The 23,590-nt window shown below is 64.6% G+C and carries 25 protein-coding genes; 7 read left to right on the top strand and 18 right to left on the bottom strand.

Annotated features, from left to right (window positions below; all coding sequences use genetic code 11):
• Positions 1-40: 40 nt before the first annotated feature.
• The 5 genes from OU999_11665 to truB form a co-directional block, all read right to left on the bottom strand.
• A complete protein-coding gene (locus OU999_11665) occupies positions 41-331 on the bottom strand; it encodes a type II toxin-antitoxin system RelE/ParE family toxin (protein WAC22414.1) in 291 nt (96 codons plus the stop codon).
• Positions 324-566 carry a type II toxin-antitoxin system ParD family antitoxin gene (locus OU999_11660; GenBank protein ID WAC22413.1) on the bottom strand — a complete coding sequence of 81 codons (243 nt, stop codon included), beginning with the start codon at positions 564-566 and terminating at the stop codon, positions 324-326. The genes OU999_11665 and OU999_11660 overlap by 8 nt, the downstream gene beginning before the upstream one ends.
• 137 nt (positions 567-703) lie before the next feature.
• Entirely contained in the window at positions 704-3,025 is a 2,322-nt protein-coding gene (gene pnp, locus OU999_11655) for a polyribonucleotide nucleotidyltransferase (GenBank protein ID WAC22412.1), read from the bottom strand.
• A gap of 208 nt (positions 3,026-3,233) precedes the next feature.
• Positions 3,234-3,503, bottom strand: coding sequence for a 30S ribosomal protein S15 (rpsO, locus tag OU999_11650; GenBank protein ID WAC22411.1), 270 nt, complete (start codon positions 3,501-3,503; stop codon positions 3,234-3,236).
• A gap of 21 nt (positions 3,504-3,524) precedes the next feature.
• Complete coding sequence (gene truB, locus OU999_11645) at positions 3,525-4,514, bottom strand: tRNA pseudouridine(55) synthase TruB (protein ID WAC22410.1); 990 nt, start codon at positions 4,512-4,514, stop codon at positions 3,525-3,527.
• Between the two features lie 69 nt (positions 4,515-4,583).
• On the opposite strand from truB, the gene OU999_11640 reads away from it, so the two are divergent.
• Positions 4,584-5,999 carry a hypothetical protein gene (locus OU999_11640; GenBank protein WAC22409.1) on the top strand — a complete coding sequence of 472 codons (1,416 nt, stop codon included), beginning with the start codon at positions 4,584-4,586 and terminating at the stop codon, positions 5,997-5,999.
• Here OU999_11640 and OU999_11635 read toward each other — a convergent pair.
• From OU999_11635 to rimP, 9 genes are all read right to left on the bottom strand, one after another.
• Positions 5,982-6,527, bottom strand: a complete 546-nt coding sequence (locus OU999_11635) for a GNAT family protein (GenBank protein WAC22408.1) — start codon at positions 6,525-6,527, stop codon at positions 5,982-5,984. The genes OU999_11640 and OU999_11635 overlap by 18 nt on opposite strands.
• Positions 6,524-7,099 carry a thymidine kinase gene (locus OU999_11630; GenBank protein WAC22407.1) on the bottom strand — a complete coding sequence of 192 codons (576 nt, stop codon included), beginning with the start codon at positions 7,097-7,099 and terminating at the stop codon, positions 6,524-6,526. The genes OU999_11635 and OU999_11630 overlap by 4 nt, the downstream gene beginning before the upstream one ends.
• The gene (locus tag OU999_11625; GenBank protein WAC22406.1) at positions 7,099-7,545 is read right to left on the bottom strand and encodes a type II toxin-antitoxin system VapC family toxin; all 447 of its coding nucleotides are present in this window, start codon (positions 7,543-7,545) and stop codon (positions 7,099-7,101) included. Before OU999_11625 ends, OU999_11630 begins: the two co-directional genes overlap by 1 nt.
• Positions 7,505-7,786, bottom strand: coding sequence for an AbrB/MazE/SpoVT family DNA-binding domain-containing protein (locus OU999_11620; GenBank protein WAC22405.1), 282 nt, complete (start codon positions 7,784-7,786; stop codon positions 7,505-7,507). Before OU999_11620 ends, OU999_11625 begins: the two co-directional genes overlap by 41 nt.
• A gap of 31 nt (positions 7,787-7,817) precedes the next feature.
• Complete coding sequence (rbfA, locus tag OU999_11615) at positions 7,818-8,228, bottom strand: 30S ribosome-binding factor RbfA (protein ID WAC22404.1); 411 nt, start codon at positions 8,226-8,228, stop codon at positions 7,818-7,820.
• A 56-nt stretch (positions 8,229-8,284) separates the two neighbouring features.
• A complete protein-coding gene (infB, locus tag OU999_11610) occupies positions 8,285-10,858 on the bottom strand; it encodes a translation initiation factor IF-2 (GenBank protein ID WAC22403.1) in 2,574 nt (857 codons plus the stop codon).
• A 93-nt stretch (positions 10,859-10,951) separates the two neighbouring features.
• On the bottom strand, positions 10,952-11,662 hold the full coding sequence (locus tag OU999_11605) for a DUF448 domain-containing protein (protein ID WAC22402.1): 711 nt from the start codon (positions 11,660-11,662) through the stop codon (positions 10,952-10,954).
• The gene (gene nusA / locus OU999_11600; protein ID WAC22401.1) at positions 11,643-13,268 is read right to left on the bottom strand and encodes a transcription termination factor NusA; all 1,626 of its coding nucleotides are present in this window, start codon (positions 13,266-13,268) and stop codon (positions 11,643-11,645) included. The genes OU999_11605 and nusA overlap by 20 nt, the downstream gene beginning before the upstream one ends.
• A gap of 2 nt (positions 13,269-13,270) precedes the next feature.
• Complete coding sequence (rimP, locus tag OU999_11595; GenBank protein ID WAC22400.1) at positions 13,271-13,849, bottom strand: ribosome maturation protein RimP; 579 nt, start codon at positions 13,847-13,849, stop codon at positions 13,271-13,273.
• A 326-nt stretch (positions 13,850-14,175) separates the two neighbouring features.
• Between rimP and OU999_11590 the strand changes: the two genes are divergently transcribed.
• From OU999_11590 to OU999_11580, 3 genes are all read left to right on the top strand, one after another.
• Positions 14,176-14,850, top strand: a complete 675-nt coding sequence (locus OU999_11590) for a L,D-transpeptidase family protein (GenBank protein ID WAC22399.1) — start codon at positions 14,176-14,178, stop codon at positions 14,848-14,850.
• Between the two features lie 49 nt (positions 14,851-14,899).
• Positions 14,900-16,078 carry an aspartyl/asparaginyl beta-hydroxylase domain-containing protein gene (locus OU999_11585; GenBank protein ID WAC22398.1) on the top strand — a complete coding sequence of 393 codons (1,179 nt, stop codon included), beginning with the start codon at positions 14,900-14,902 and terminating at the stop codon, positions 16,076-16,078.
• Positions 16,079-16,157: 79 nt separating this feature from the next.
• Positions 16,158-16,505 (top strand): GntR family transcriptional regulator, encoded by a 348-nt coding sequence (locus tag OU999_11580; GenBank protein WAC22397.1) that lies wholly within the window; start codon positions 16,158-16,160, stop codon positions 16,503-16,505.
• A 9-nt stretch (positions 16,506-16,514) separates the two neighbouring features.
• Here the strand turns inward: OU999_11580 and OU999_11575 are convergent, their stop codons facing one another.
• From OU999_11575 to OU999_11560, 4 genes are all read right to left on the bottom strand, one after another.
• Positions 16,515-17,849, bottom strand: coding sequence for a dicarboxylate/amino acid:cation symporter (locus OU999_11575; protein WAC22396.1), 1,335 nt, complete (start codon positions 17,847-17,849; stop codon positions 16,515-16,517).
• Positions 17,850-17,986: 137 nt separating this feature from the next.
• Positions 17,987-18,304, bottom strand: coding sequence for a hypothetical protein (locus tag OU999_11570; GenBank protein WAC22395.1), 318 nt, complete (start codon positions 18,302-18,304; stop codon positions 17,987-17,989).
• A gap of 133 nt (positions 18,305-18,437) precedes the next feature.
• On the bottom strand, positions 18,438-19,649 hold the full coding sequence (locus tag OU999_11565) for a Xaa-Pro peptidase family protein (protein WAC22394.1): 1,212 nt from the start codon (positions 19,647-19,649) through the stop codon (positions 18,438-18,440).
• Positions 19,646-20,926 carry an FAD-binding oxidoreductase gene (locus OU999_11560; GenBank protein WAC22393.1) on the bottom strand — a complete coding sequence of 427 codons (1,281 nt, stop codon included), beginning with the start codon at positions 20,924-20,926 and terminating at the stop codon, positions 19,646-19,648. The genes OU999_11565 and OU999_11560 overlap by 4 nt, the downstream gene beginning before the upstream one ends.
• 60 nt (positions 20,927-20,986) lie before the next feature.
• Between OU999_11560 and OU999_11555 the strand changes: the two genes are divergently transcribed.
• Genes OU999_11555 through OU999_11545 form a run of 3 tightly spaced genes read left to right on the top strand, consistent with a single transcriptional unit; the run spans position 20,987 to position 23,569 of the window.
• The gene (locus tag OU999_11555; protein ID WAC22392.1) at positions 20,987-21,898 is read left to right on the top strand and encodes a dihydrodipicolinate synthase family protein; all 912 of its coding nucleotides are present in this window, start codon (positions 20,987-20,989) and stop codon (positions 21,896-21,898) included.
• On the top strand, positions 21,898-22,896 hold the full coding sequence (locus OU999_11550) for a 4-hydroxyproline epimerase (protein WAC22391.1): 999 nt from the start codon (positions 21,898-21,900) through the stop codon (positions 22,894-22,896). The genes OU999_11555 and OU999_11550 overlap by 1 nt, the downstream gene beginning before the upstream one ends.
• Before the next feature lie 7 nt (positions 22,897-22,903).
• The gene (locus tag OU999_11545) at positions 22,904-23,569 is read left to right on the top strand and encodes a GntR family transcriptional regulator (protein WAC22390.1); all 666 of its coding nucleotides are present in this window, start codon (positions 22,904-22,906) and stop codon (positions 23,567-23,569) included.
• Positions 23,570-23,590: the final 21 nt, after the last annotated feature.

The raw sequence follows: 23,590 nt of genomic DNA, 5'->3' as shown, positions 1-23,590 counted from the left end.
GTGCCTGCCCTGAAGCGTTTATGGGCGGCGGGGGCCTCGGTCAGAGATGCCGGTCGACATCCATCCGCTCGTGCAGGATGCGGATTACCTGTACTGTGTCACCGATGATCCGATAGAATATCAGATGATGCCCGCTCAACAGCTTGCGGAATTCCTGCCCGTCGCTTTGATAGGCAGGATGCCGCATCGGGAAATCCTTCAGCGACTCGATGTTGGTGCGAATGGCAGCCAGATAGAGCCGTGCCTGGCCTGTGCCCCATTGCTGTTTGGTATAGTCCGCGATGGCATCGAGATCCCGGGTCGCAGCGGGGCGCAGTTCGATCTTATGCATTATCGCCGAAATGGCGGTCCATAAAACTGCTCCAGTCGAACGGCTCCGCAGGGCCACTCGCCAGACCTTCACGAAGCGCCGCATTCAGTGCTTCGCGCCGCTCATCCTCAACCATCAGTCGTCGCATCGCCTCGCGCACGACCTCGCTGGTCGAGCCATACTCGCCCGACTCCACCTTGCGGCGGGCAAATTCCTGAAACGGCGCGCCAAGCGCGATGGAGGTGTTCTTGCTCATCTGGTGACGGTACCAGATTTTGGTAACGGGGCCAATCGCCCAGCCTGCAACAAAAAACCGGCCGGAAGCGCGGAGCTTCCAGCCGGTCTTTGTCGCGCTACGGGCAAGCCCGCGACGCTAGCAGCAAACTGCTATTCTCAGTTGTCGCCGGTGATGAAGTCGGGCAGACCAGCGTCGCCGCCGGTTTCGCCGCCTTCCGAGCGCTCGCCGCGGCCACGGCCACGGCCGCCTCCGCCCGAACGTTCGCCGCCACGGTCACCACCGCGACCACGACCGCCATCGCCGTCGCGACGGGGGCGACGGTCGCCGCGATCTCCACGTTCACCGCGCTCGCGCGGTTCGCGGGCAGGGCGGGTGTCTTCCAGCTCTTCACCGGTTTCCTGGTCGACGACGCGCATCGACAGGCGAACCTTGCCGCGCGGATCGATCTCGAGAACCTTGACCTTCACTTCCTGGCCTTCGGACAGGACATCGGCCACCTTCTCGACCCGCTCGTTGCGGATTTCGGAAACGTGGACCAGACCGTCCTTGCCGCCCATGAAGTTCACGAACGCGCCGAAATCGACCAGGTTGACGACCTTGCCGTTGTAGATCTTGCCGACTTCGGCTTCTTCGACGATGCCCAGAATCCACTTCTTGGCAGCTTCGATCTGGCTGAGGTCGGACGAGCTGATCTTGATCAGGCCTTCGTCGTCGATATCCACCTTCGCGCCGGTCTCGGCGACGATCTCGCGGATCACCTTGCCGCCGGTGCCGATGACTTCCCGGATCTTCGACTTGTCGATCTGGATCGTCTCGATGCGCGGAGCATGTGCCGAAAGCTCGGTGCGGACTTCGCCCAGCGCCTTGGCCATTTCGCCCAGGATGTGCGCACGGCCTTCCTTGGCCTGCGCCAGAGCCTGCGCCATGATCTCGCGGGTGATGCCGGCGATCTTGATGTCCATCTGCATCGTGGTGATGCCTTCGGACGTGCCGGCAACCTTGAAGTCCATGTCGCCCAGGTGATCTTCGTCACCTAGGATGTCGGACAGAACAGCGAACTCGCTGCCTTCGAGGATCAGGCCCATGGCGATGCCCGACACCGGACGCTTGAGCGGAACGCCTGCGTCCATCATCGAGAGCGAACCGCCGCACACCGTGGCCATCGACGAAGAGCCGTTGGACTCGGTAATGTCGGACAGCACGCGGATGGTATAGGGGAACTCGTCCTTGCTGGGCAGCACGGGGTGCAGCGCACGCCATGCCAGCTTGCCATGGCCGACTTCACGACGACCCGGCGCGCCGAAGCGGCCGACTTCACCGACCGAATAGGGCGGGAAGTTATAGTGCAGCATGAAGCTTTCATAGCTGAGGCCGGTGAGGCCATCGATCATCTGCTCGCTGTCCTTGGTGCCCAAGGTGGTGGTGCAGATCGACTGGGTTTCACCGCGCGTGAACAGCGCCGAACCGTGCGTGCGCGGCAGGAAGCCGACCATCGCCTCGATCGGACGGATCTGCGTGGTGGTGCGGCCATCGATGCGGCTGCCGTCCTTGAGGATGGCGCCGCGGACGATTTCCGCTTCCAGCTTCTTCATCAGCTTGTTGGCAGCCATCTGGTCCTGCGGCGTGGCGTCGGCAAATGCTGCCTTGGCCTTGGCGCGAGCCTCATTCAGCGCGTTCGAGCGGGCCGACTTGTCGGTCAGCTTGTAGGCTGCGGCAATGTCTGCACCGATCAGGTCGCGCAGCTTCTGCTTGGCAGCGCTGAGATCGGCCTGAGCTGCCATTTCCCACGGATCCTTGGCGGCCTGTTCAGCCAGCTTGATGATCGCGTCGGTGACCTGGCGGCAGGCGTCGTGCGCGAATTCCACCGCGCCCAGCATCACTTCCTCGGACAGTTCCTTGGCTTCCGATTCGACCATCATCACCGCGTCATGCGTGGCGGCAACGACCAGATCGAGTTCGCCTTCCTTCACCTCGTCCATCGACGGGTTCAGCTGATATTCGCCGTCCTTGTAGCCGATGCGCGCAGCGCCGATCGGGCCCATGAAGGGCACGCCCGACAGGGTGAGCGCAGCCGAGGCGGCGACCATCGCAACGATATCGGGCTCGGATTCGCCGTCGAACGACAGGACCTGCGCGATCACGTTGATTTCGTTGTAGAAACCTTCGGGGAACAGCGGGCGGACGGGGCGGTCGATCAGGCGGCTGGTCAGCGTTTCCTTTTCGGTCGCGCCGCGCTCACGCTTGAAGAAGCCGCCGGGGATGCGGCCTGCTGCGGAGAATTTTTCCTGGTAGTGGACGGTCAGCGGGAAGAAGTCCTGGCCTTCCTTCACCGACTTGGCGGCGGTCACGGCGCACAGCACCACGGTTTCGCCATAGGTGGCCAGCACAGCGCCGTCCGCCTGACGGGCAATGCGGCCCGTTTCGAGCTTGAGGGTCTTTCCGCCCCACTCGATTTCTACAGTCTTAACATCAAACATGGATTTTCCTTATCGAACCCGATGCGCCCTATTGCGGACCGGGGCCTCTTCTGGTGCCAGGCTGACCGGCCTGGCGCGGTTCGGGGCTATATGTTGCCCCGGCTGGCCTTTATCCGCCTCATTGCGGAAAGGTCCGTTGGATGCCGCGCACTTTAATTTCGTGGCGCGGATAAACGAACGGCCCCGCTGGGGGGCCGTTCGAGAATGCTTACTTGCGGAGACCCAGCTTGCCGATCAGGTCGGTATAGCGGGCCTGGTCCTTCTTCTTCAGATAGTCTAGCAGCGAGCGGCGCTTGTTGACCATCATCAGCAGGCCACGACGCGAGTGGTTGTCCTTGTGGTGCGACTTGAAGTGGTCGGTCAGGTTGTTGATGCGCTCGGTCAGGATGGCAACCTGCACCTCGGGCGAGCCAGTGTCATTGGCTTCGCGCGCATATTCCTTGATCACTTCTTCCTTGCGCTCTGCGGTAATCGTCATGTGTCTTCGTTCCTCGAACATCTATCCAAAGTTGAAACCGCGCACCACGCGGACCTCCTGGTCCGAAAGCATTACCAGTGCGAGCGGAGCATCATCGCTCCCCCGCGCCCAATAACGCCCATCGTGTGCGGCAATCCCGGTCACGACCTGCCCCATGCGGAGCCGCCTTGCCTGATCGGGAGTGAGGTCAAGAGCCGGGATGTCGGCCAGCCCTGCCTCGAATGGCAAGATTACGTCTTCTGCGGCCGCGCCTTGGCGGATTTCGTCCAGTTTGTCCAGCGAAATCGCCTGAGCCAGGGCGAACGGCCCGGCCTGGGTGCGGCGCAGCATCGTCACGTGCCCCACCGTGCCGAGTGCCTGCGCGATGTCGCGCGCGAGGCTGCGGATATAGGTGCCCTTCGAGACATGGGCCGAAAGGGTGATGGATTGTAAATCCAACCCGGCACGGGGAGGGGTACCATCTGCAGGATGGGGGAGGGGCAGCGTGGTCATGCTTTCGCCGCCAGTGTGCGCACCCGCTTCCCCTCCCCGTACCGGGGAGGATTGGATAGTCAGCGCATGCACCGTCACGCTGCGGCTCGCCAGTTCGACCGCTTCGCCCGCGCGCGCCAGGTCATAGGCGCGCTGGCCATCGACCTTGAGCGCCGAAAACACAGGCGGCACCTGTTCGATCGGCCCAGTGAAGCGCGCCAGCACTGCCTCGATCTGTTCCAGCGTGGGCCGCACATCGCTTGCCGCCACGGCCTTGCCCTCGACATCCAGCGTGTCGGTCTCCACCCCGAACGCAATGGTGAAGTCATATGTCTTGTCGCCATTGAGCATCTGGCCGGTCAGCTTGGTCGCCTCGCCCAGCGCGATCGGCAGCACGCCGGTGGCCAGGGGGTCGAGCGTGCCGCCATGCCCGACCTTGACCTTGCCAAAGCCGCCCTGGCGAAAGGCGCGCTTGACTGCGGTCACCGCGTCGGTCGATCCCATGCCATAAGGCTTGTCCAAGATGATCCATCCGTGCATCGTCGCGCCCGTTAGCAGCCTTGCGCCGCTTAACCAAATGCCAACACGGCTTTGCTAGCTACCGGTGCCATGACCCGCCCGATTATCTCGCTCGAACTCAACGAACTGTGCGCGCCGTTGCTGGAACGCTGGATGGCGGATGGCTCGCTGCCGAATTTCCGCAAGCTGCGCGCCAGCAGCCATGTGTTCGAAACGCACGCGGACACCACCAGCCCTGAAGAGCTCGAGCCCTGGATCCAGTGGTATTCGATCCATACGGGCCTGGCTTATGATCAGCACCGCGTCTTCCGCCTGACCGATGGGCGCGGTGCCGGCCATCGCGACATATGGCAGGCGGTGTCCGATGCCGGCAGCGCGGTGATGAACTTTGCCAGCATGAATGCGCGGCCGTTCTCCAGGCCGGGTTCGCTCTATGTCGGCGATCCGTGGAGCGAGCAGGGAGATGCCTTCCCGCCCGAGCTCAACATCTATAACCGCTTTGTCGGGCACAATGTCCGCGAATATTCCAATGCGGAAAACCGGCTGTCGGCCAGCGATTATGCCGCATTCCTGCGCTTTGCGCTGACCCATGGGCTGTCGCCCGCCACGGTTTTGCGCATCACGTCGCAGCTGGCCGGCGAGCGGCTGGGCAGCACCGGCAGCCATGCCCGGGTCGCGATCCTGGATGCGCTGCAATATGACGTGTTTGCGCATTATTACCGCCGCATCCGTCCGCGTTTCGCGAGTTTCTTCGCCAATTCGGTCGCGCATCTGCAGCACAGCTACTGGCGGCACATGGATCCGGATGCCTTCACGGTGAAGCCCGATTCCGCCGAGATCAGCCGTTATGCCAGCGCGATCCGCGACGGCTATGTCGCGATGGATGCGATGGTCGGGCGGTTCATCGATCTGGCCGCAAAGCATGATGCGCTGATCGTGTTCCAGACCGCGCTCAGCCAGCAGCCCTTTGCGCGCTATGAAAACCAGGGCGGCCAGCATTTCCTGCGGCTGCGCGATCACAAGGCGTTCCTGGCGCGCTGCAGTATCGTGAGCCGCTCGGCCGATCCGACCATGACGCACCAGTATATGCTGCGCTTCGACAACCAGGAGCAGCGCGCAGCCGCCAAGGCCCGGCTCGAGGCGTTCTGCCTGGCCGATGGGCATCAGGTTTTTGCTGCACGTGACGATGGCGACGCCGATGCGCTCTATTTCGGCTGCCAGATCAGCTGGAAGATCGATGCCGACACCCCGATGACCGATCGGGCGACCGGTGAGACGCAGAGCATCGGGTCGCTGCTCTATGCGATGGAAGGGGTGAAGAGCGGCTGCCATCACCCGTCCGGTTCGCTGTGGATCGCCAGCGGCCAGCATGTCCGCCACGCCGAGCCGGTATCGATCCTCGATATCTATCCGACCATGCTCGACCTGATGCAGCTTGCCGAAGCGCCCGGCGAGCGGCGCGGGCGGTCGCTTGCGGGGCTGCTCAGCCTAAGCGCTGCTGCCTGACCAGTCGCTGTTCAGCAGGCCGAACACGCAGGTATCGCGGACATAGCCGGTCCAGGTGATGCGGTTGCGGCGCAGCGTGCCTTCATGCACCGCGCCCAGCTTGCGCACGGCGGCCTGGCTACGCAGATTGCGGGCATCGACGCGAAATTCGATCCGGGTGAAGCCTTGCCCGAAGGCATGATCGATCATCAGCCGCTTCATGCGGGTGTTGATGCCCGCTGCGCCGCGCGCCGACGGCTCGATATAGGTACCGCCGATCTCGACGACATGGTTGCGCGCATCGGGGTTGATATAGCTCGACATGCCGATCACCTCGCCCTGCCACAGCACGGCCAGGCGCACCCAGTTGGTGGTGGCGTGGAATTCCTCCATCGCCTTGTCGAAATGCTCGCCCAGCATCGAAATGGGGTAGATGTCCCAGATTTCGGTATCGCGCGCGCATGCTGCGCGCAGCGGCTCGACATGATGGTCGGCCAACGGCTCCAGCCGCAAGTCGCCATCGGTCAGCACGGTGCGCAACGCGTTCATGCCAAGCGGCCCATGAAATGCTTGCGGCACAAGGCAATATAGCGGTCGTTGCCGCCGATCTCAGTCTGCGCGCCCTGCTTGACGGCATGGCCCGCCGCATCGACCCGCAGGTTCATCGTCGCCTTGGCGCCGCATTCGCACACGGCCTTCAGCTCGACCAGATGGTCTGCCATGGCCAGCAGCTGCGCGCTGCCGGGGAAGAGCTCCGCCTGGAAATCGGTGCGCAGGCCATAGCAGAGCACGGGAATCTTGAGCTCGTCGCAAATGCGCGCGCACTGGAACACCTGCGCCTTGGTGAGGAACTGCGCCTCGTCGACCAGCACGCAGTCGAGCGGGGCAGAGGCAAGGTCGAGCGCCACTGCGGCGAAGATGTCCGTCTGCAGCTCGAACAGGTGAGCCGGGGCCTTGAGGCCGATACGCGAGGTGATCTGCCCGGTGCCGTAGCGATCATCGTGCGCCGCCGTCCACAGCATGGCGCGCATGCCCCGTTCGGCATAGTTGAAGGCCGCCTGCAACAGGGTGGAGGATTTGCCGGCGTTCATCGAGGCGTAGTAGAAATAGAGCTTGGCCATCAGGGCACTTTTCGAAGCGTCTCGACGGAGACAGGGCTGGCATTTCCGGCATCGCGCGCGATGCGTCGGTCGAAGGTTGCAAAAACCGGTGCAGCCCCGGACGCGGCCACGATATGCATCATGTCCGCCCAGTCCGCACCTTGATGATAACGGTCGATGGCCCAGAGCACGGATGGCTGCTTATCCACCTGCAGCTGCTCCAGGCTGACGACCTTTTCCAGCATCCGGCCCACAACGGATCGGGGCAGGCGCAAAGCCTTTTCCAGCACCCAACCGAGCTCGGTCAATACTGTCAATGAAACATAGGCAGGTTCGCTGAGCAGCTGCACCGCCTGCGCCGACTGGAGCGGATCATCGCCAAGCAGCCAGCGCGCCAGAATGTTGGTATCGACGGCTCGCACGGGCTTAACGCGGAACAGCCAAGTCCATGTCGGGATCGTCAACATCCGGGGACCAGCTCAGCTTCTCGATCGGGATCGGCGGGCCTTCGTGTCGGTATATCTGCCGCAGCTCTCGCGTGGCTTCTTCGATCGAGAGTCTCTGCGTCCGGGTGACCGGCCGAAGCATGACGCCGTCGCCCATCTGGATGACTTCCAGATCATGGCCCTGCGCCCAGCCGAGACGATCACGAACGTCCTTGGGGATGACGATCTGACCTTTGGCGGAGAGGCGGGTAATGTCATTCACGCGACCAACATACGTCTTACCCGGTAAGACGTCAATCTGCAGCGTCGTCCTTGCCCAGGTCCTGCGCGACCTTGGGCGCGCTCAGCAGCTTGTCGATATGGCTGCCGGTGTCGAAGCTGTCATCGGCGAGGAACTTGAGCTTGGCTGCGTATTTGGTGCGCACGCGCGAGGCGACTTCCTTCTGGAAGAAGGCCGTGTTGGTGCGCAGCGCCTTGAGCACCACGTCCTCGTCCTTGCCCAGCAGCGGTTTGACGAACACGGTGGCATGGCGCAGATCGGGCGACATGCGCACCTCGGTCACCGAGACGGTGGTGGAGGTCAGCACGTCATCGTGTACCTCGCCGCGCGCGAGCAGTTCCGACAGCACGTGCCGCACCTGCTCGCCCACGCGCAGCACGCGGACCGAACGCCCTTCCGGGCCGGTATCGTTATGCCTGGCCATGATCGTCCCTTTCACGATGCCCCGCCGACCGATGCCGGACGGCGGGGATCATGCCCTTACAGCGTGCGGTCGCGCATCTCGACGTCGAACGTCTCCAAGATATCGCCCGGCTTGATGTCGTTCGTATCCTGCAGCACGACGCCGCATTCCAGACCCGCACGGACCTCTGCCACATCGTCCTTGAAGCGGCGCAGCGAGGCGATGCTGGTCTTGCTGACGATAACGTCGTCGCGGGTGATGCGCGCATACAGACCCTTGCGCATGACGCCGTCGGTGACGAGCAGACCGGCTGCCTTGTCCTTCTTGCCCGCAGGGAAGATCTCCTTGATCTCTGCACGGCCAACCACGGTTTCGATCCGCTCCGGACCCAGCACGCCTGCCATCTCGCCCTTGATGTCGTCCAGCAGGTCATAGATGATGTCGAAATATTTGAACCGCACGCCATCGCGTTCGGCCAATGCCCGCGCCTGGGCATTGGCGCGCACGTTGAAGCCGATGATCGGCGCGTTCGAGGCCTTGGCCAGCGTCACGTCGGACTCGGTGATGGCACCCACGCCCGAATGCAGCACGCGGGCCTTGATGTCATCGGTCGAGATCTTGTTGAGCGATCCGACAATGGCTTCGACCGAACCCTGCACGTCGCCCTTGACCAGCACCGGATATTCCTTGGCGCGGTTGGCGGCGAGCGCCGAGAACATCGTGTCGATGCTCGCAGGCGCCATCGTCGTGCGCTTTTCGAGCGCCTTCTGGCGGCGATAGTCGGCGACTTCGCGGGCACGCTGTTCGTTCTCCACCACGGTCAGCTTGTCGCCTGCCGACGGGACGCCGGTCAGGCCCAGCACTTCCACCGGGATCGACGGGCCGGCTTCGCCCACCTGCTTGCCCTTGTCGTTGATCAGCGCACGGACCTTGCCCGACTGTTCGCCGACGACGAACACGTCGCCACGCTTCAGCGTTCCGCGCTGCACCAGCACGGTCGCGACCGGGCCGCGGCCCTTGTCGAGCTTGGCCTCGACCACCACGGCTTCGGCAGAGCGGTTGGGATTGGCCTTGAGCTCCATCAGTTCCGCCTGGAGCAGGATCTTGTCGACCAGCTCGTCCAGATTGATCTTCTTGAGCGCGGAAACCTCGACGTCCTGCACATCGCCCGACATCGCTTCCACGATGACCTCGTGCTCGAGAAGGCGTTCGCGGATCTTCTGCGGGTTGGCACCGTCCTTGTCGACCTTGTTGATCGCCACGATCATCGGCACGCCAGCGGCCTTGGTGTGGTTGATCGCCTCGATCGTCTGCGGCATCAGGCCGTCATCGGCCGCCACCACCAGGATGACGATATCGGTGACATTGGCACCGCGCGCGCGCATCTCGGTAAAGGCCGAGTGGCCCGGCGTATCGAGGAAGGTGACCTTGTCGCCCGACTTCACCTGCACCTGATAGGCGCCGATATGCTGGGTGATGCCGCCTGCTTCGCCCGACACCACATCGGTGCCGCGCAGCGCATCGAGCAGGCTGGTCTTGCCGTGGTCGACATGGCCCATGATGGTGACCACCGGCGCACGCGGCTTCAGCGTTTCGACGGCATCGACATCGGCCTCGTGATCAATTTCCACGTCGGAATCGGACACACGGGTGATCTTGTGGCCGAATTCCTCGACCAGCAGTTCGGCGGTGTCCTGATCGATCGTCTGGTTGACGGTGACCATCATGCCCATCTTGAACAGCGACTTGACCAGGTCTGCGCCCTTTTCCGCCATGCGGTTGGCCAGTTCCTGAACGGTGATCGCCTCGGGCACGACAACGTCGCGCACCTGCTTGGGCTGCGCATCGCGGCTCTGGCCGCCCATGTGCAGACGGCGTTCCTTTTCACGCGCACGCTTGAGCGCAGCAAGGCTGCGCGCACGCGCACCGCCATCGCCTTCGTTCAGCGCCTTGCTGACGGTGAGCTTGCCGGCCTGGCGGCGGTTGTCGACCACCTTGGCGCCGGCGGTCTTCTTGGGCTTGACCTCGGGACGCGGGGCAGGGGCCACCGGCGTGAAACGGCGCGGCGGCGGCGCAGCACGGGTTTCTTCGGCAGCGGGCTTGGCGGCTTCGGCCGGGGCAGGTGCAGCTTCGGCCTTGGCTTCGGTCGTGGCCGGCTCGGCGGTAGAGGCGGCAGCGGCATCCTGCGCGGCAGGGGCCGGGGTCTCAGCCGGAGCGGGCGCGGGTTCGGCAGCGGCCTTGCGGGCTTCCTCGGCCTTGCGGCGGGCTTCTTCGGCGGCGCGCTGCTTTTCCTCGGTCTCGCGGCGACGCGCTTCTTCCAGCGATGCCAGACGGGCTTCCTCGGCCTCACGCAGCAGCTTTTCCTGAAGTTCCAGGCGGCTCAGCGGAGAGGCCGGCTGCTGCGGACGCGGCGGCGGAGGAGGGGCTGCAGCCGGGGCGGGCGCGGGGGCCGGAGCGGGCGCAGGGGCAGGAGCGGCAGCGACGGGCGCTTCGCCCGGCTTGCCGACCAGCTTGCGGCGCTTCACCTCGACCACGACCTTGTTGGTGCGGCCATGGCTGAACGTCTGCTTGACTTCGCCAGCCTCGACAGAACGCTTCAGCCCCAGAGGCTTGCGACCCAGTGTCGGCTTGTTTTCGGTATCTTCACTCATCGAACAGACTCAATCCTCAATAAACTCTCACGTCTGGCGATACCTGGGGCATCGCCGGTCCGCGCGGGGCACTTCCGCGCACGCCGGGGCGCGCTAGGTTGCCATGCCGGGGCCGGGTACGGCCCCCTCCCCTTGGAAATGCAGCAATCGGCCAAGAAACTGGTCAATGCGCACGGCGGCGCGATGATCGGTCAGCGCCACGTGAACCGCGTTGTCGCGCCCCAATGCCACAGACAGGCGGGTGCGGTCTACAGGCAATACAGCCCCACGCTGACCGCTGCCCTCGCTGTCGCTGCCCACGCGCCAGGCCTGGTCCAGCTTGGCATTGCCATCGGCGGAGGCGTCGCTGGCATGCAGCAGCATCTCCACCTTGCCGCGCCGCGCTGCCTCGGCAATGCGGTCCGATCCGGTCAGCAGCGTGCCCGATCGCGCTTCCAGACCCAGCCGGTCGAGCAGCGCGCGGGTCAGCGCCTCCTCGATCATGCCGGGCAGGTCGTCGGGCACCGTGATCGGCCCGGTCTTGAACGCACGCGCCAGCGCGGCCTTCAACCGGCCCTTGGCAATGGCCTCTTCCAGCACGGGTCTGTTCACGCCGATCCACGCGCCGCGCCCCGGGGCACGCGCGCGGACATCGGGCGCGACCAGCCCCTCGGGGCTGATGGCAAGCCGGATCAGCTGGTCACGCTCCGCCCGCTCACCGCTCAATATGCAGCGGCGGATCGGGCCATCCGCCTTGTCGGCGGCAGTGTTGGAGGCAGCGTCGGTTAGAAGATCGCCGGCCGTGTCATTGGGAAGTTTCCGCATGCGCGTCCTCCCCATCGGCGCCCGCATCCTCGTCCTCGAACCAGTGCGCGCGCGCGGCCATGATGATCTCGTTGCCCTGCTCTTCGGTCAGGCCATAGGTGGCGAGAACGCCGCCCTTGTCCTCGGGCCGCTTGTTGGCAGGGGCCGAATTGTCGCGGCGACGCTGCTCGGTACGCTTCTTGGCGATCAGCTCGTCGGTGGCGAGATCGGCCAGATCGTCGAGCGTCTTGATCCCCGCCTTGCCCAAAGTCACCAGCATCGCTTCGGTGAGGTGCGGCAGCTCGGCCAGCGCATCTTCGACGCCCAGACCACGGCGTTCCTCACGCGAGGCTTCCTCGCGGCGTTCCAGTGCTTCCTGGGCGCGGCTCTGCAGCTCTTCGGCCAGTTCCTCGTCAAAGCCTTCGATGGTCGAAAGCTCCTCGGGCGAGACATAGGCGACTTCCTCGAGCTCGCTGAACCCTTCGGCCACCAGCAGCTGCGACAGGGTTTCATCGACGTCCAGCTCGTTCTGGAACATTTCCGAACGCTCGGTGAATTCCTTCTGACGCTTCTCGCTCGATTCCGCCTCGGTCATGATGTCGATGGCAGAGCCGGTGAGCTGGCTGGCGAGCCGCACGTTCTGGCCGCGACGGCCAATGGCCAGCGACAGCTGATCGTCGGGAACGACGACTTCGATGCGGCTTTCTTCCTCGTCGATCACCACGCGGCTGACGGTGGCCGGCTGCAGCGCGTTGACGACGAAGGTCGCGGTGTCTTCCGACCAGGGGATGATGTCGATCTTCTCGCCCTGCATTTCCTGGACGACCGCCTGGACGCGGCTGCCCTTCATGCCGACGCACGCGCCGACCGGGTCGATCGAGCTGTCATAGCTGATCACGCCGATCTTGGCGCGGCTGCCCGGATCGCGCGCAGCGGCCTTGATCTGGATGATGCCGTCGTAGATTTCGGGCACTTCCAGCTCGAACAGCTTGCGCATGAAATCGGGATGCGCGCGGCTCAGGAAGATCTGCGGCCCACGGTTTTCGCGGCGGACGTTGAGGATGATCGCGCGGATGCGGTCGCCGACGCGGGCAACTTCGCGCGGGATCTGCTGTTCGCGGCGGATCACGCCTTCGGCGCGGCCCAGATTGACGATGACATGGCCGAATTCGACCGACTTGACGACGCCAGTGATGATTTCACCCACGCGGTCCTTGAACTCGTCGAACTGGCGTTCGCGCTCGGCATCGCGGACCTTCTGGAAGATCACCTGCTTGGCGGCCTGCGCGTCGATGCGGCCCAGGTCCACTGCGGGGAGCGGATCGACGATGAAATCGCCGACGACAGCGCCCTTTTGCAGCTTCTGCGCCTGCTTGACATCGACCTGCTTGAAATAGTCCTCGACCGTTTCGACCACCTCGACGACGCGCCACAGGCGCAGATCGCCGCTGACCGGATCGAGCTTCGCGCGGATGTCGTTTTCCGCGCCGTAACGGGCCCGCGCCGCGCGCTGGATCGCTTCTTCCATCGCCTCGAGGACGATGGTCTTGTCGATCATCTTTTCCGTCGCCACCGAATTGGCGATGGCGAGAAGTTCAGCCTTGTTGGCGGAAATGGCGCTGGCCATGATCAGTCTTCCTGTTCTTCGAGATCTTCAAGTTCTGGGGTTTCGTCGATTTCTTCGATGTCGTCCACGCCGCTGGTGTCCAGCGGACGGGTGGCGGCAATCAGCTTGTTGGTCAGCATCAGCTTGGCGCTGATCACCTGGGCAAACGGCACGGAGACCGCGCCCACCTTCTTGTCCTGCACCGTGATCATCTCGCCTTCGAGCGAGAGCAGATCGCCGGTCAGCTGCTTGCGGCCCTGTGCGGGTTCGGTCAGCACCAGCCGCGCCTCATGGCCCAGCCAGTTGCCGTAATCCTTGAGCCGGGTCAGCGGCCGATCAATGCCGGGCGAGCTGACCTCGAGCCGGTACGATCCGGGCACCGGGTCCTTGCCTGCCTCTTCCAGCGCATCGAACACTTCCGAGATGCGGCGCGACAGGCTGGCGCAATCGTCGATGTTGAGCTGGCCGGTTTCGGGCCGTTCGGCCATGATCTGCAGCGTCCGGTCATCGCCCGCGCCGAACAGATGCACGCGCACCAGGTCAAAGCCGAGAGCCTGGGCTTCGGGTTCGACAAGAGCGGCGACGGCGGCGAGATCGGTCAAGGATGCGCTTTCTGGCAAATGGTCTTGGCGGCAGGGCGGCAAAAGCTGGTTCGTGCCGGGGCCGTCTGGCTCCGGCCCGTCAAGTTTCAGCAACCATGTCGGGATGACTGGCCATATAGGGGAAGGGCCGCTGATAAGCAAGCCATATGTGCCGCCACAGACCGCCGCGCCGCCGTTAATCTTGTGCCTTAACCCCGCGCCCCGCCACCGTCCCGCCGGGGGACGCAGCGATTGCGGCACTGGTGATTCGGCAGCTTATTGGTTAGCGTTTCGTAAATGCCGCATTGAGCGCGCGTTAACGCAATGATCGTCGGGAGCAGCACAGCATGAAATGGCCCAAGGCACGGCAAATGGCAGGCGGCGGGATGCTGGTCGGGATTGGCGCGCTTGTTGGCGCGATGCTGTCCAGCGCGCCGGGGGATGCGGCGATCCAGCCGCTCGCCAAGGCGGCACTGCCCGGAAGCCAGACAGCGGCGGCCAGCTCCGCGCCGATCCTTGCCAAGGCCGATGCCGCAATCACCACGCCCGAACAGGCCGGCTATGCGATCAAGAGCGTGCTGACCATCGATGGTCCGCTGGCGCACGGCAATTATTACTGGGACGAGAGCAATGCCCCGGCCACCGGGCCGATGCTGATCACGGTCGATATCGAGGCGCAGACGCTGTCGGTGTTCCGCGACGGGCACGAGATCGGCGTCGCGGTGATCCTGTATGGCACGCCGGAAAAGCCGACTCCGCTGGGTGCCTTTCCGATCACCCAGAAGGACGCCGATCACGTCTCCAACCTTTATGATGCCCCGATGCCGTACATGATGCGGCTGACCAACGATGGCGTTGCGATTCACGGCAGCGATGTCGAATGGGGCTATGGCACGCGCGGCTGCATCGGCGTGCCGACCGCCTTTGCCAAGATGCTGTTCGAGCAGGTGAAGCTGGGCGATATCGTGATCATCACCAACGGCCAGCGCATCAATGTGGGCGATGCGGTCTCCGGGGTCTGACACGCAGCATCCGCTGGTCATTCGGTTCGTCGCTGGCTAGACACCGCTGATGGACCGTCAGCAAGCCAGCATCCACACCCAACAGGCGATCAATGCCCTGCGCGCAGGCGAGGCTGCGCGCGCCCGCGACCTGCTCGGCGCAGTCGCCAAGGACCCGCCGCCGGGCGAGGCACCGCCATGGTTTCTGCTGGCCCAGGCCTGCCAGATGGCGGCCGATGCCGATGGCCAGGGCGAGGCGCTGAGCCGGTTGCTGGCAGAGGAGCCGCGGCATCTGGGCGGATTGCTGCTGATGGCGGGGTTCAAGGCGGCGCAGGGGGATTCGCGCGCGGCCTCTTCCTTCTACACCACGGCGCTGGCGACCGCGAACCATGCCGGACCCGATCAGGTCCCGCAGACGCTGGTCCCCTTGCTGCAGCAGGGGCAACGCTATCTGCAACAGGCGCAGGCGGGCTATGCCGAGTTCCTGACCGGGCAGCTGGCGGGCAAGGGCATTGCGCAAGGCGCAGTATCGCCGCGTATCGACATGGCGCTCGACCTGCTGCTGGGGCGCAAGCAGCTCTATCTGCAGGAACCGACCAGCTTCTATTTTCCCGGCCTGCCGCAACGGCAATTCTATGAGGCCGCCGAGTTCGAATGGGCAGCGGCTTTCGAGGCGCAGGCAGGCGAAATGCGCGCGGAACTGGAGGCGCTGCTGGAGCGCAGCCGCGAATTCAGCCCCTATGTCCAGACCCGGCCCGACCGGCCAGCCGCCGCCAACCCGTTGCGCGACGATCCCAGCTGGGGTGCGCATTATCTGTGGGAAGACGGGGCAATCGTGCCCGATCACGCAGCGCTCGCCCCGGTGACCATGGCTGCGCTCGATACCGCACCGATGCCGGTCATCCAGGCGCGCTCCCCGATGGCGCTCTATTCGCTGCTGCGCCCCGGAACGCATATCCAGCCGCATAACGGCATGCTCAATACCCGGCTGATCTGCCACCTGCCGCTGATCACCAATCCCGATTGCGCGATCCGGGTCGGCAACGAGACGCGCAGCTGGCAGCAGGGCAGGCTGCTGATCTTCGACGACAGCATCGAGCATGAGGCGTGGAACCGGGGTCAGGCGACGCGCATCATCCTGCTGTTCGAAATCTGGCGGCCCGAGATTTCGGCGGACGAGCGCACCGCGCTGACAGCGGTGTTCGAGGCGATCACCGCTTATGGAGGCATGCCGCGCGACCAGGGCTGATCAACGCCGTTGCTGCGCAAAAAAGCACCGGATTGAATCCACTTGACCTGCCACGCTGTATTATGGCAGTGAAGCAGTGATGGCAGACAACAGCAAACCCGTTTACCTCAAGCTCCGCGACATCATCGCGGCATCGATTCTGGACGGCGTGTACGCAGAGGGCGACATGCTTCCTTCGGTCCGGGCGTTCGCTGCCGAACAACAGGCCAATCCGCTGACGGTCGCCAAGGCGTATCAGATGTTCCAGGATCAGGGACTGGTCGAGGTGCAGCGCGGGGTCGGCATGTATGTCGCCGCCGGCGCTGTCGACAAGCTCCGCTCGATGGAGCGCGAGGACTTCCTCAAGCATGTCTGGCCGCCGGTGCTGCGCCAGATGCGGCGCATCGGCCTGTCGCCCGCCGCGCTTCTCGACGAAGAAAAGGCCTGATCCGGGCCCTCAGGGGTCTACTGCATCTTCCGGCAGATCCTCGACGCGCGGCAGCCGGTCAGCCAGCGCCAGGTCGAACTGTTCCTTGTCCAGCCGCCCCTCCCATTTCGACACCACCACGGTGGCCACGGCATTGCCGATGAAATTGGTGAGGCTGCGGCATTCGGACATGAAGCGGTCGATGCCCAGGATCAGCGCCATGCCCGCAACCGGGACCGATGGCACGATCGACAGGGTCGCTGCCAGCGTGATGAAGCCCGCGCCCGTCACCCCCGCCGCGCCCTTGGACGAGATCATCGCTACCCCCAGCAGCAGCAGCTGTTCGCCCAAAGTCAGGTCGACATTGCACGCCTGCGCGATGAACAAGGCGGCGAGCGTCATGTAGATATTGGTGCCATCCAGGTTGAAGCTGTAGCCGGTGGGTACGACCAGGCCGACTACGGTCTTGGGGCAGCCGGCACGCTCCATCTTTTCGATCAGCGAGGGCAGCGCACTTTCCGATGATGACGTGCCCAGCACCAGCAGCAGCTCGGCGCGCAGATAGGCGATGAGCTTGAGGATCGAAAAGCCGCACAACCGCGCCACCGCACCGAGCACGACCAGCACGAACAGCAGCGAGGTGAGGTAGAAGGTGGCGACGAGCGCGGCGAGATTGGCCAGCGTCCCGATGCCATATTCGCCGATGGTAAAGGCCATCGCGCCGAACGCACCGATAGGGGCGGCCTTCATCACGATGCCGACCAGCTTGAAAAACGCGGCCGAGGCATCCTCGAGCAGGTCGAGCAGCCGCGCGCCCTTGTCGCCGATCATCGCGAGCGAAATGCCGAACAGGATCGACACGAACAGCACCTGCAACAGGTTGCCGCTGCTGAGCGAGGCGAGGAAGGTGTCGGGCACGATGCTCGACAGAAAGCCGGTAATGCTAGTTTCCTGGGCCTTGGCGGTATATTCGCTGACCTTGCCGGTATCGAGAGTCGCCGGATCGATGTTCAGCCCCGCGCCCGGCTGCACGACATTGGCGACGATCAGCCCGACGATCAGCGCCAGCGTCGAAAAGGTGAGGAAATAGGCAAAGGCCTTGCCCGCGACGCGGCCCACGCTGGCCAGATCGCGCATCCCGGCAATGCCGGTGACGATGGTGAGGAAGATGACCGGCGCGATCACCATCTTGACCAGCTTGATGAACACATCGCCCAGCGGCTTCATCGCCGCGCCTGTCTGCGGCGCGAAATGGCCGAGCGCCACGCCCGCGACAATGGCGACCAGCACCTGCACGTAAAGCTGCGCATACCAGCGACGCGGGGCGCGGGTGGGAAGGGGGGTGGGCGAGCTGAGCGAAACCATCGCAACCGCCTATCACCCCCGCATCGTAGCGCCAATGGCTGACCTGGAAGTACCTTGTTGCGTTTTGCCGAGAATATGCGCGCAAGCGCGGCCAGCGCGGAGATGCGAGCCCCGTTGTCTGCAGAGCTCTGACGCTTTTACCCCGCCATCAGGCTTCCAGCGTTCTGGCACGATGCCTGTTTGGCCAGAAAACGTGGCATCCGCTTATCCGGATTGGCGTTATAGCCATAAGTTGTGGAGCAATTGTTCAGGCAATCCATCCAGGCTTCATATTCGCCGAGCATGCAAAGCTCTGCTTCATATGTATTGCCGCCATGCCTCGAATAGCAATAGTTGAAGCGAGTTTCATAGATTTGATAGCACTGATTGACGCAGCCCTGATAGTCGGCCCTGGCCTGAGTCACGGGCATCAACAGACATGCAAACGCAGCAAGAGGAGCGAGCTTCCTGATCATATAATCCTCCATTGTTAGAGAAGATTCCGTCGGGAAGCCGAGTTTAATTCAGTTCGCGGATTCGAGGCAATTCAGCAAAACATTAAAGAGCGTTAATTTGCCGCTATCATAATCCGTGCCCGGTTGACGTTGCTCACCCGAACGGCGCGTCGATCGCGACCTGCGGCTCGGTGAACCAGCGCGGGCCATTTTCGGTCATGTAGAAATGGTCTTCCAGCCGGATGCCGAAGCGGTCGGGGATGACGATCATCGGCTCGTTGGAAAAGCACATGCCGGTGGCCAGCGGCGTCGTGTCGCCGCGCACCAAATAGGCGGGCTCGTGGATCGACAGGCCGATACCGTGGCCGGTGCGGTGGGGCAGGCCGGGCAGCGCGTAATCTGGGCCCAGGCCTGCGGCTTCGAGCACACGGCGCGCAGCGGCATCCACCACCTCGCACGGATCGCCCGGCTGCGCGGCATCAAAGGCGGCGGCCTGGGCTGCCTTCTCCAGGTCCCAGATCCGGCGCTGCTCGTCATCGGGTTTTCCAAAGACATAGCTGCGCGTGATGTCCGAATGATAGCCGTGCACCGTGGTGCCGGTATCGATCAGCACCATGTCGCCCTCGTGCAGTTCCGGATCGCCGGGCAGGCCGTGCGGAAAGGCGGAGCCGCGCCCGAACTGCACCATGCAGAAGGTGCTCGATCCGCTCCCTCCGGCGCCAGCGCCCATCGCCCGGTGGCAATCGCCGATGAAGCGGATCACCTCGCTCGCCCTGATGCCTTCGCGCAGGATCAGCGCAGCGCGGCGGTGCGCCTCCAGCGTCATCGATTTGGCCTGCTGCATCAGCGCGATTTCCGCAGCCGATTTGTGCATCCGGCAGCCATCGACCGCGGCCGCACCGCTGGTCAGCGTGAGGCCCGGCGCGCTCTTGGCGATGCGGTCGACGAACAGGAACGGCAGCGCCGGGTCGATCGCCAGCGTGGTCGCACCCCAGGCGCGGCAGGCATCGGCCACCAGCGCGGTTGGCGATTCGTCCTCCTGCCACAGGCGGATCTCGACCGGAATCGCGAGCTCCGCCTCGAGCGAGCCGAGCTCGAAATAGGGTGCGATCATGATCGGATCGCCGGTCACCGGGATCATCAGCGCCACCAGGCGCTCGGTCCCACCCCAGGAGACGCCCGCGAAATAGCGCAGGCTGGCACCCGCGCCGATGATCAGCGCATCGGCGCCCGAATCGCGGGTGAGCTTGCGCGCCTTTTCGATCCGCGCCAGCCGTTCGTCCTGCCCGATCGCCGGAGCGATCTCTGCCCAGCGGCTGAGGTCGGCAAGCTGCTCGGCTGCGGTCGATCCGCCAATGCCCTTCATACGGTTTCTCCAAAACGCGCCGCGTCAAAGGGCGCAAGATCGATGGCGGGCCGCGTCCGGCAGGCGAGCGCGGCGACAGCCTCGCCGGTCACCGCTGCGAGCGTCATGCCCAGATGCTGGTGGCCGAATGCGTATAGCAGGTTGCGCGCACGCTGGCTGCGGCCGATCGCGGGCAGATAATCGGGCAAAGTCGGGCGTGCCCCCATCCAGGGTTCGCCGGGAAGATCGAAGGGCAGGCCCAGTTCCGTCACATGCCGGCGCAGCTTGTCCCATTTCGCCGGATCGGGCGGCGCGGTGCGCGCGGCGAATTCGACAAAGCTCGCCGCGCGCAGGCCGCCTGCAAAGCGGGTGACGATCATCGACCGGTCCTCGAACGCCACCGGCGGCATATCGTGCGGCCAGCGGCTCGCGGGCGACTGAATGTGGTAACCGCGCTCGGCGATCAGCGGGATGCGCACGCCGGTCGGCCGCAGCAATTCGGCAGAAGCGGCCCCGGCGCACAGCACGATCTGGTCGGCCTGCAGCATCTGCCCGTCGCAGCGGACGGATGCCGTGTCGCCATCGATCGTGATCGCGTCTGCGGCGGCATGGCGGATCACGCCGCCCAGCGCCGCCAGCCGTGCGCGCAGCGCATCGGCCAGAGCCCCCAGGTCGCCGATCTGGCCTGACCCCGCAAAGCGCACGGCAGCCGCAATCTGTCCGCCCCGGGCCAGGTCGCGAATGGCCTCCAGCTCGTTCGGCATGGCGTCGCGAACATGAGCGCTGCCGATATCGGTGCCAAGCCAGAAGGCGCGGCCCTGCCTCGCGCTGGCCTCGCTTTCCCAGGCGACGAAATGCCCGTCCTGCCGCAGCAGCGAGCCCGCCCCGGCGCTGGCGGTCAATCTGGCCCAGGCGGGCATTGCTTCAGCCAGCAGCGACGATAGCGCGGCGGTGCCAGCTGCAAAGCGGCGCGGGGTGCTGGCGCGCACCAGACGCAGCGCAAAGGGCCCCCAGGTGCGGATCTGGCCTGCGGGCAGGGCCAGCGCGCCGCGCGGGTGGAGGCGCGACCAGGCGCTGCGAATCGTATCGGGAGAGGCGAGCGGCTGAACCTGCTCGGTTGCTATATGACCCGCATTGCCCCAGGATGCGCCGCGCGGTGTCTGCTGCGGTTCCAGCAGCGTTACCGCTGCCCCCTTTTCCTGCAGGCGCAGGGCAGCGCAAAGGCCGATCAGGCCCCCGCCGACCACGAGGGCGGTGTTGCCCGAAAGCATCTGGGAAGAGGGTGTGTCGTTTTCCATCTTGCGGTCACACTCCTATATCGTATACGATTTGGATCGCAACCGGAGATTACTGCGACCATGACCTCAGACAAGACGCTTTGGCAGGGTGTTTACCCCGCCGCCACCACTCAGTTCACCGAAAGCCTGGAGGTCGATCACGATGCGACGCAGCGGGTGCAGACCGCGTTGGTCGACGATGGCGTGGACGGCCTGATCATCCTGGGCACGTGCGGCGAGAACAACTCGCTGGAGCCGGACGAGAAGCTTGCGGTGCTCAAGGGTGCGGTCGAGGCTGTGGGCGGGCGGGTGCCGCTGGTCGCTGGCGTGTCCGAATTCACCACAAGGCGCGCGGTCGATTATGCCCGCAAGGCCGAAGAGATCGGCATCGATGCACTGATGCTGCTGCCGGCGATGGTCTATGTCCCCCAGGTCGAAGAGCTCTACACGCATTTCCGGACGGTGGCGGAGGCGACCAGCCTGCCGATCATGCTGTACAACAATCCGCCCGCCTATCGCGTCAATGTCGATTTCGACACGCTCGCCCGGCTGGAGGATGTGCCCAATATCGTCGCGATCAAGGAAAGCGCGCCCGATCCGCGTCGCTTCACCGATTTGTACAACCGTTTTGGCGATCGCTACACGGTGATGGCGGGGCTCGACGATGTTGCGCTCGAAGGACTGATGCTGGGCGCATCGGGCTGGGTCTCGGGCCTGACCAGCGCCTTCCCGCGCGAATCGGTGGCGCTGGTCGCGGCGCAGCGGCGCGGCGATTATGCCGAGGCGCTGCGCATCTATCGCTGGTTCATGCCGCTGCTGCACCTTGATGCCGAGCACGACCTCGTCCAGTCGATCAAGCTGGCCGAACAGATCATGGGCCGCGGATCGGAGCGGGTGCGCATGCCGCGCATGCCGCTGTCGGGCCAGCGCCGCGCCAACGTGACCCGCTGGGTCGAGCAGTGCGCCGAAACCCGGCCATTGTCGGCCACCTGATGCGGCACACCTTTTTCTGCATAGACGGGCATACGGCGGGCAATCCCGTCCGCCTGGTGGTCGGCGGCGCGCCGCTGGTGCGCGGTGCGTCCATGGCCGAGCGGCGGATGGATTTCATCGAACGGTTCGACTGGATCCGCACCGGCCTGTGCTTCGAACCGCGCGGGCACGACATGATGTCGGGCGGGTTCCTGTATCCGCCCACCCGGCCCGAAAACGATGTCGGCATCCTGTTCATCGAAACTTCGGGCTGCCTGCCGATGTGCGGCCATGGCACGATCGGCATGATCACCTTCGGGCTGGAACACGGGCTGATCCAGCCGCAGACACCGGGGCTGCTGAAGGTCGAGGTGCCTGCGGGCGACATCTCCATCGAATATGAGCGCGATGGCGACAAGGTCAGCTGGGTGCGGATCCGCAACGTGCCCTCGTTCGTGGCAGCCGAAGGGGTCGAGATCGATGTTCCGGGCCTCGGACCGCTGTCGATCGATATCGCCTATGGCGGCAATTTCTACGCGATCATCGAACCGCAGGGCGGCTATGCGGGGCTCGATGATCTGGGCGCGGCCCGGCTGATCGAGCATGCCCGCACGATCCGCGCGATGCTGCGCGAGGTCGTGGAACCGGTCCATCCGCTCGATGACCGCATTCGCGGGGTCAGCCACGTGCTCTGGGCCGATGCGCCCATGGCCGAGGGGGCGGACGGGCGCAATGCGGTATTCTATGGCGAGCGCGCCATTGACCGGTCGCCCTGCGGCACCGGCACCTCGGCCCGGCTGGCGCATCTGGCGCACAAGGGCAGGCTCAAGGTCGGCGACCGTTTCGTGCATGAAAGCTATATCGGCAGCCGCTTCATTGGACGGGTCGAGGACACGCTCGACCTCGACGGCAAGCCCGCGATCATTCCCTCGATCCAGGGCTCGGCGATCGCCACCGGTTTCAATACCATCTGGATCGACGACAAAGACCCCTTTTGGGATGGCTTCTCTGTGATATGAGGGGCCGATGAGCATCATCGCGCGCAACCTTTCCGAACAGCTGGTCGATCAGGTGCGCGACCGCATTCTCAATGGCACCGTTGCGCCCGATCGCCCCATCCGACAGGATGCGCTGGCCGCCGAAATGGGGGTCAGCAAGATTCCGCTGCGCGAGGCGCTGGCCCGGCTGGAGCAGGAAGGGCTGCTCGCATCGCAGGCCAATCGCGGCTTCACCGTCCGCCCGCTGACGGCGGAAGAGGCCGAAGAGGTCTATGCGCTGCGGCTGAAGCTTGAACCGGAGATGATTGCCCAGGCCGCGCGCCAGGCCAGCGAGGCCGAGCAGCTGGCGGCGTCCGATCTGCTCGACAAGCTTGACAGCCTCACGGATTCGCATGGCGAGGGGGTGGGCGCGTTCAACCGCGCCTTTCATCTGGCGCTGCTCCGCCCGGCGGGCCGACCGGTGACCTTCACCATCCTCGAGCGGCTGCATGTGCTGTCCGAGCGCTATGTGCGCAAGCATCTGGAGCCGCTGGGCCGCAACGAGCGTGCCAATGAGGAGCATCGCGACCTGCTGGCATCCTGGCTGGCGCGCGACGAACGCAAGATCTGTGCGCTCACCGTGGTGCATATCGGCAAGACGCTTGACGATCTGCGTCTGCAGCTGAAATCGGACGCAAAGGGACCGCCGGGCTGAAGGCCCGTGCACAATGATAAC

This window comes from Blastomonas sp. SL216 (assembly GCA_026625625.1).
Classification (GTDB): domain Bacteria; phylum Pseudomonadota; class Alphaproteobacteria; order Sphingomonadales; family Sphingomonadaceae; genus Blastomonas.
Note: the sequence above shows the minus strand (reverse complement) of the source record. Positions and strands in the feature narration are given on the sequence as shown.

Coding starts and splice junctions, on each gene's coding strand:
- OU999_11665 (WAC22414.1), bottom strand. CDS start 331: ATGCATAAGATCGAACTGCGCCCCGCTGCGACCCGGGATCTCGATGCC.
- OU999_11660 (WAC22413.1), bottom strand. CDS start 566: ATGAGCAAGAACACCTCCATCGCGCTTGGCGCGCCGTTTCAGGAATTT.
- pnp (WAC22412.1), bottom strand. CDS start 3,025: ATGTTTGATGTTAAGACTGTAGAAATCGAGTGGGGCGGAAAGACCCTC.
- rpsO (WAC22411.1), bottom strand. CDS start 3,503: ATGACGATTACCGCAGAGCGCAAGGAAGAAGTGATCAAGGAATATGCG.
- truB (WAC22410.1), bottom strand. CDS start 4,514: ATGCACGGATGGATCATCTTGGACAAGCCTTATGGCATGGGATCGACC.
- OU999_11640 (WAC22409.1), top strand. CDS start 4,584: ATGACCCGCCCGATTATCTCGCTCGAACTCAACGAACTGTGCGCGCCG.
- OU999_11635 (WAC22408.1), bottom strand. CDS start 6,527: ATGAACGCGTTGCGCACCGTGCTGACCGATGGCGACTTGCGGCTGGAG.
- OU999_11630 (WAC22407.1), bottom strand. CDS start 7,099: ATGGCCAAGCTCTATTTCTACTACGCCTCGATGAACGCCGGCAAATCC.
- OU999_11625 (WAC22406.1), bottom strand. CDS start 7,545: ATGTTGACGATCCCGACATGGACTTGGCTGTTCCGCGTTAAGCCCGTG.
- rbfA (WAC22404.1), bottom strand. CDS start 8,228: ATGGCCAGGCATAACGATACCGGCCCGGAAGGGCGTTCGGTCCGCGTG.
- infB (WAC22403.1), bottom strand. CDS start 10,858: ATGAGTGAAGATACCGAAAACAAGCCGACACTGGGTCGCAAGCCTCTG.
- OU999_11605 (WAC22402.1), bottom strand. CDS start 11,662: ATGCGGAAACTTCCCAATGACACGGCCGGCGATCTTCTAACCGACGCT.
- nusA (WAC22401.1), bottom strand. CDS start 13,268: ATGGCCAGCGCCATTTCCGCCAACAAGGCTGAACTTCTCGCCATCGCC.
- OU999_11590 (WAC22399.1), top strand. CDS start 14,176: ATGAAATGGCCCAAGGCACGGCAAATGGCAGGCGGCGGGATGCTGGTC.
- OU999_11585 (WAC22398.1), top strand. CDS start 14,900: ATGGACCGTCAGCAAGCCAGCATCCACACCCAACAGGCGATCAATGCC.
- OU999_11580 (WAC22397.1), top strand. CDS start 16,158: ATGGCAGACAACAGCAAACCCGTTTACCTCAAGCTCCGCGACATCATC.
- OU999_11575 (WAC22396.1), bottom strand. CDS start 17,849: ATGGTTTCGCTCAGCTCGCCCACCCCCCTTCCCACCCGCGCCCCGCGT.
- OU999_11570 (WAC22395.1), bottom strand. CDS start 18,304: ATGATCAGGAAGCTCGCTCCTCTTGCTGCGTTTGCATGTCTGTTGATG.
- OU999_11565 (WAC22394.1), bottom strand. CDS start 19,649: ATGAAGGGCATTGGCGGATCGACCGCAGCCGAGCAGCTTGCCGACCTC.
- OU999_11560 (WAC22393.1), bottom strand. CDS start 20,926: ATGGAAAACGACACACCCTCTTCCCAGATGCTTTCGGGCAACACCGCC.
- OU999_11555 (WAC22392.1), top strand. CDS start 20,987: ATGACCTCAGACAAGACGCTTTGGCAGGGTGTTTACCCCGCCGCCACC.
- OU999_11550 (WAC22391.1), top strand. CDS start 21,898: ATGCGGCACACCTTTTTCTGCATAGACGGGCATACGGCGGGCAATCCC.
- OU999_11545 (WAC22390.1), top strand. CDS start 22,904: ATGAGCATCATCGCGCGCAACCTTTCCGAACAGCTGGTCGATCAGGTG.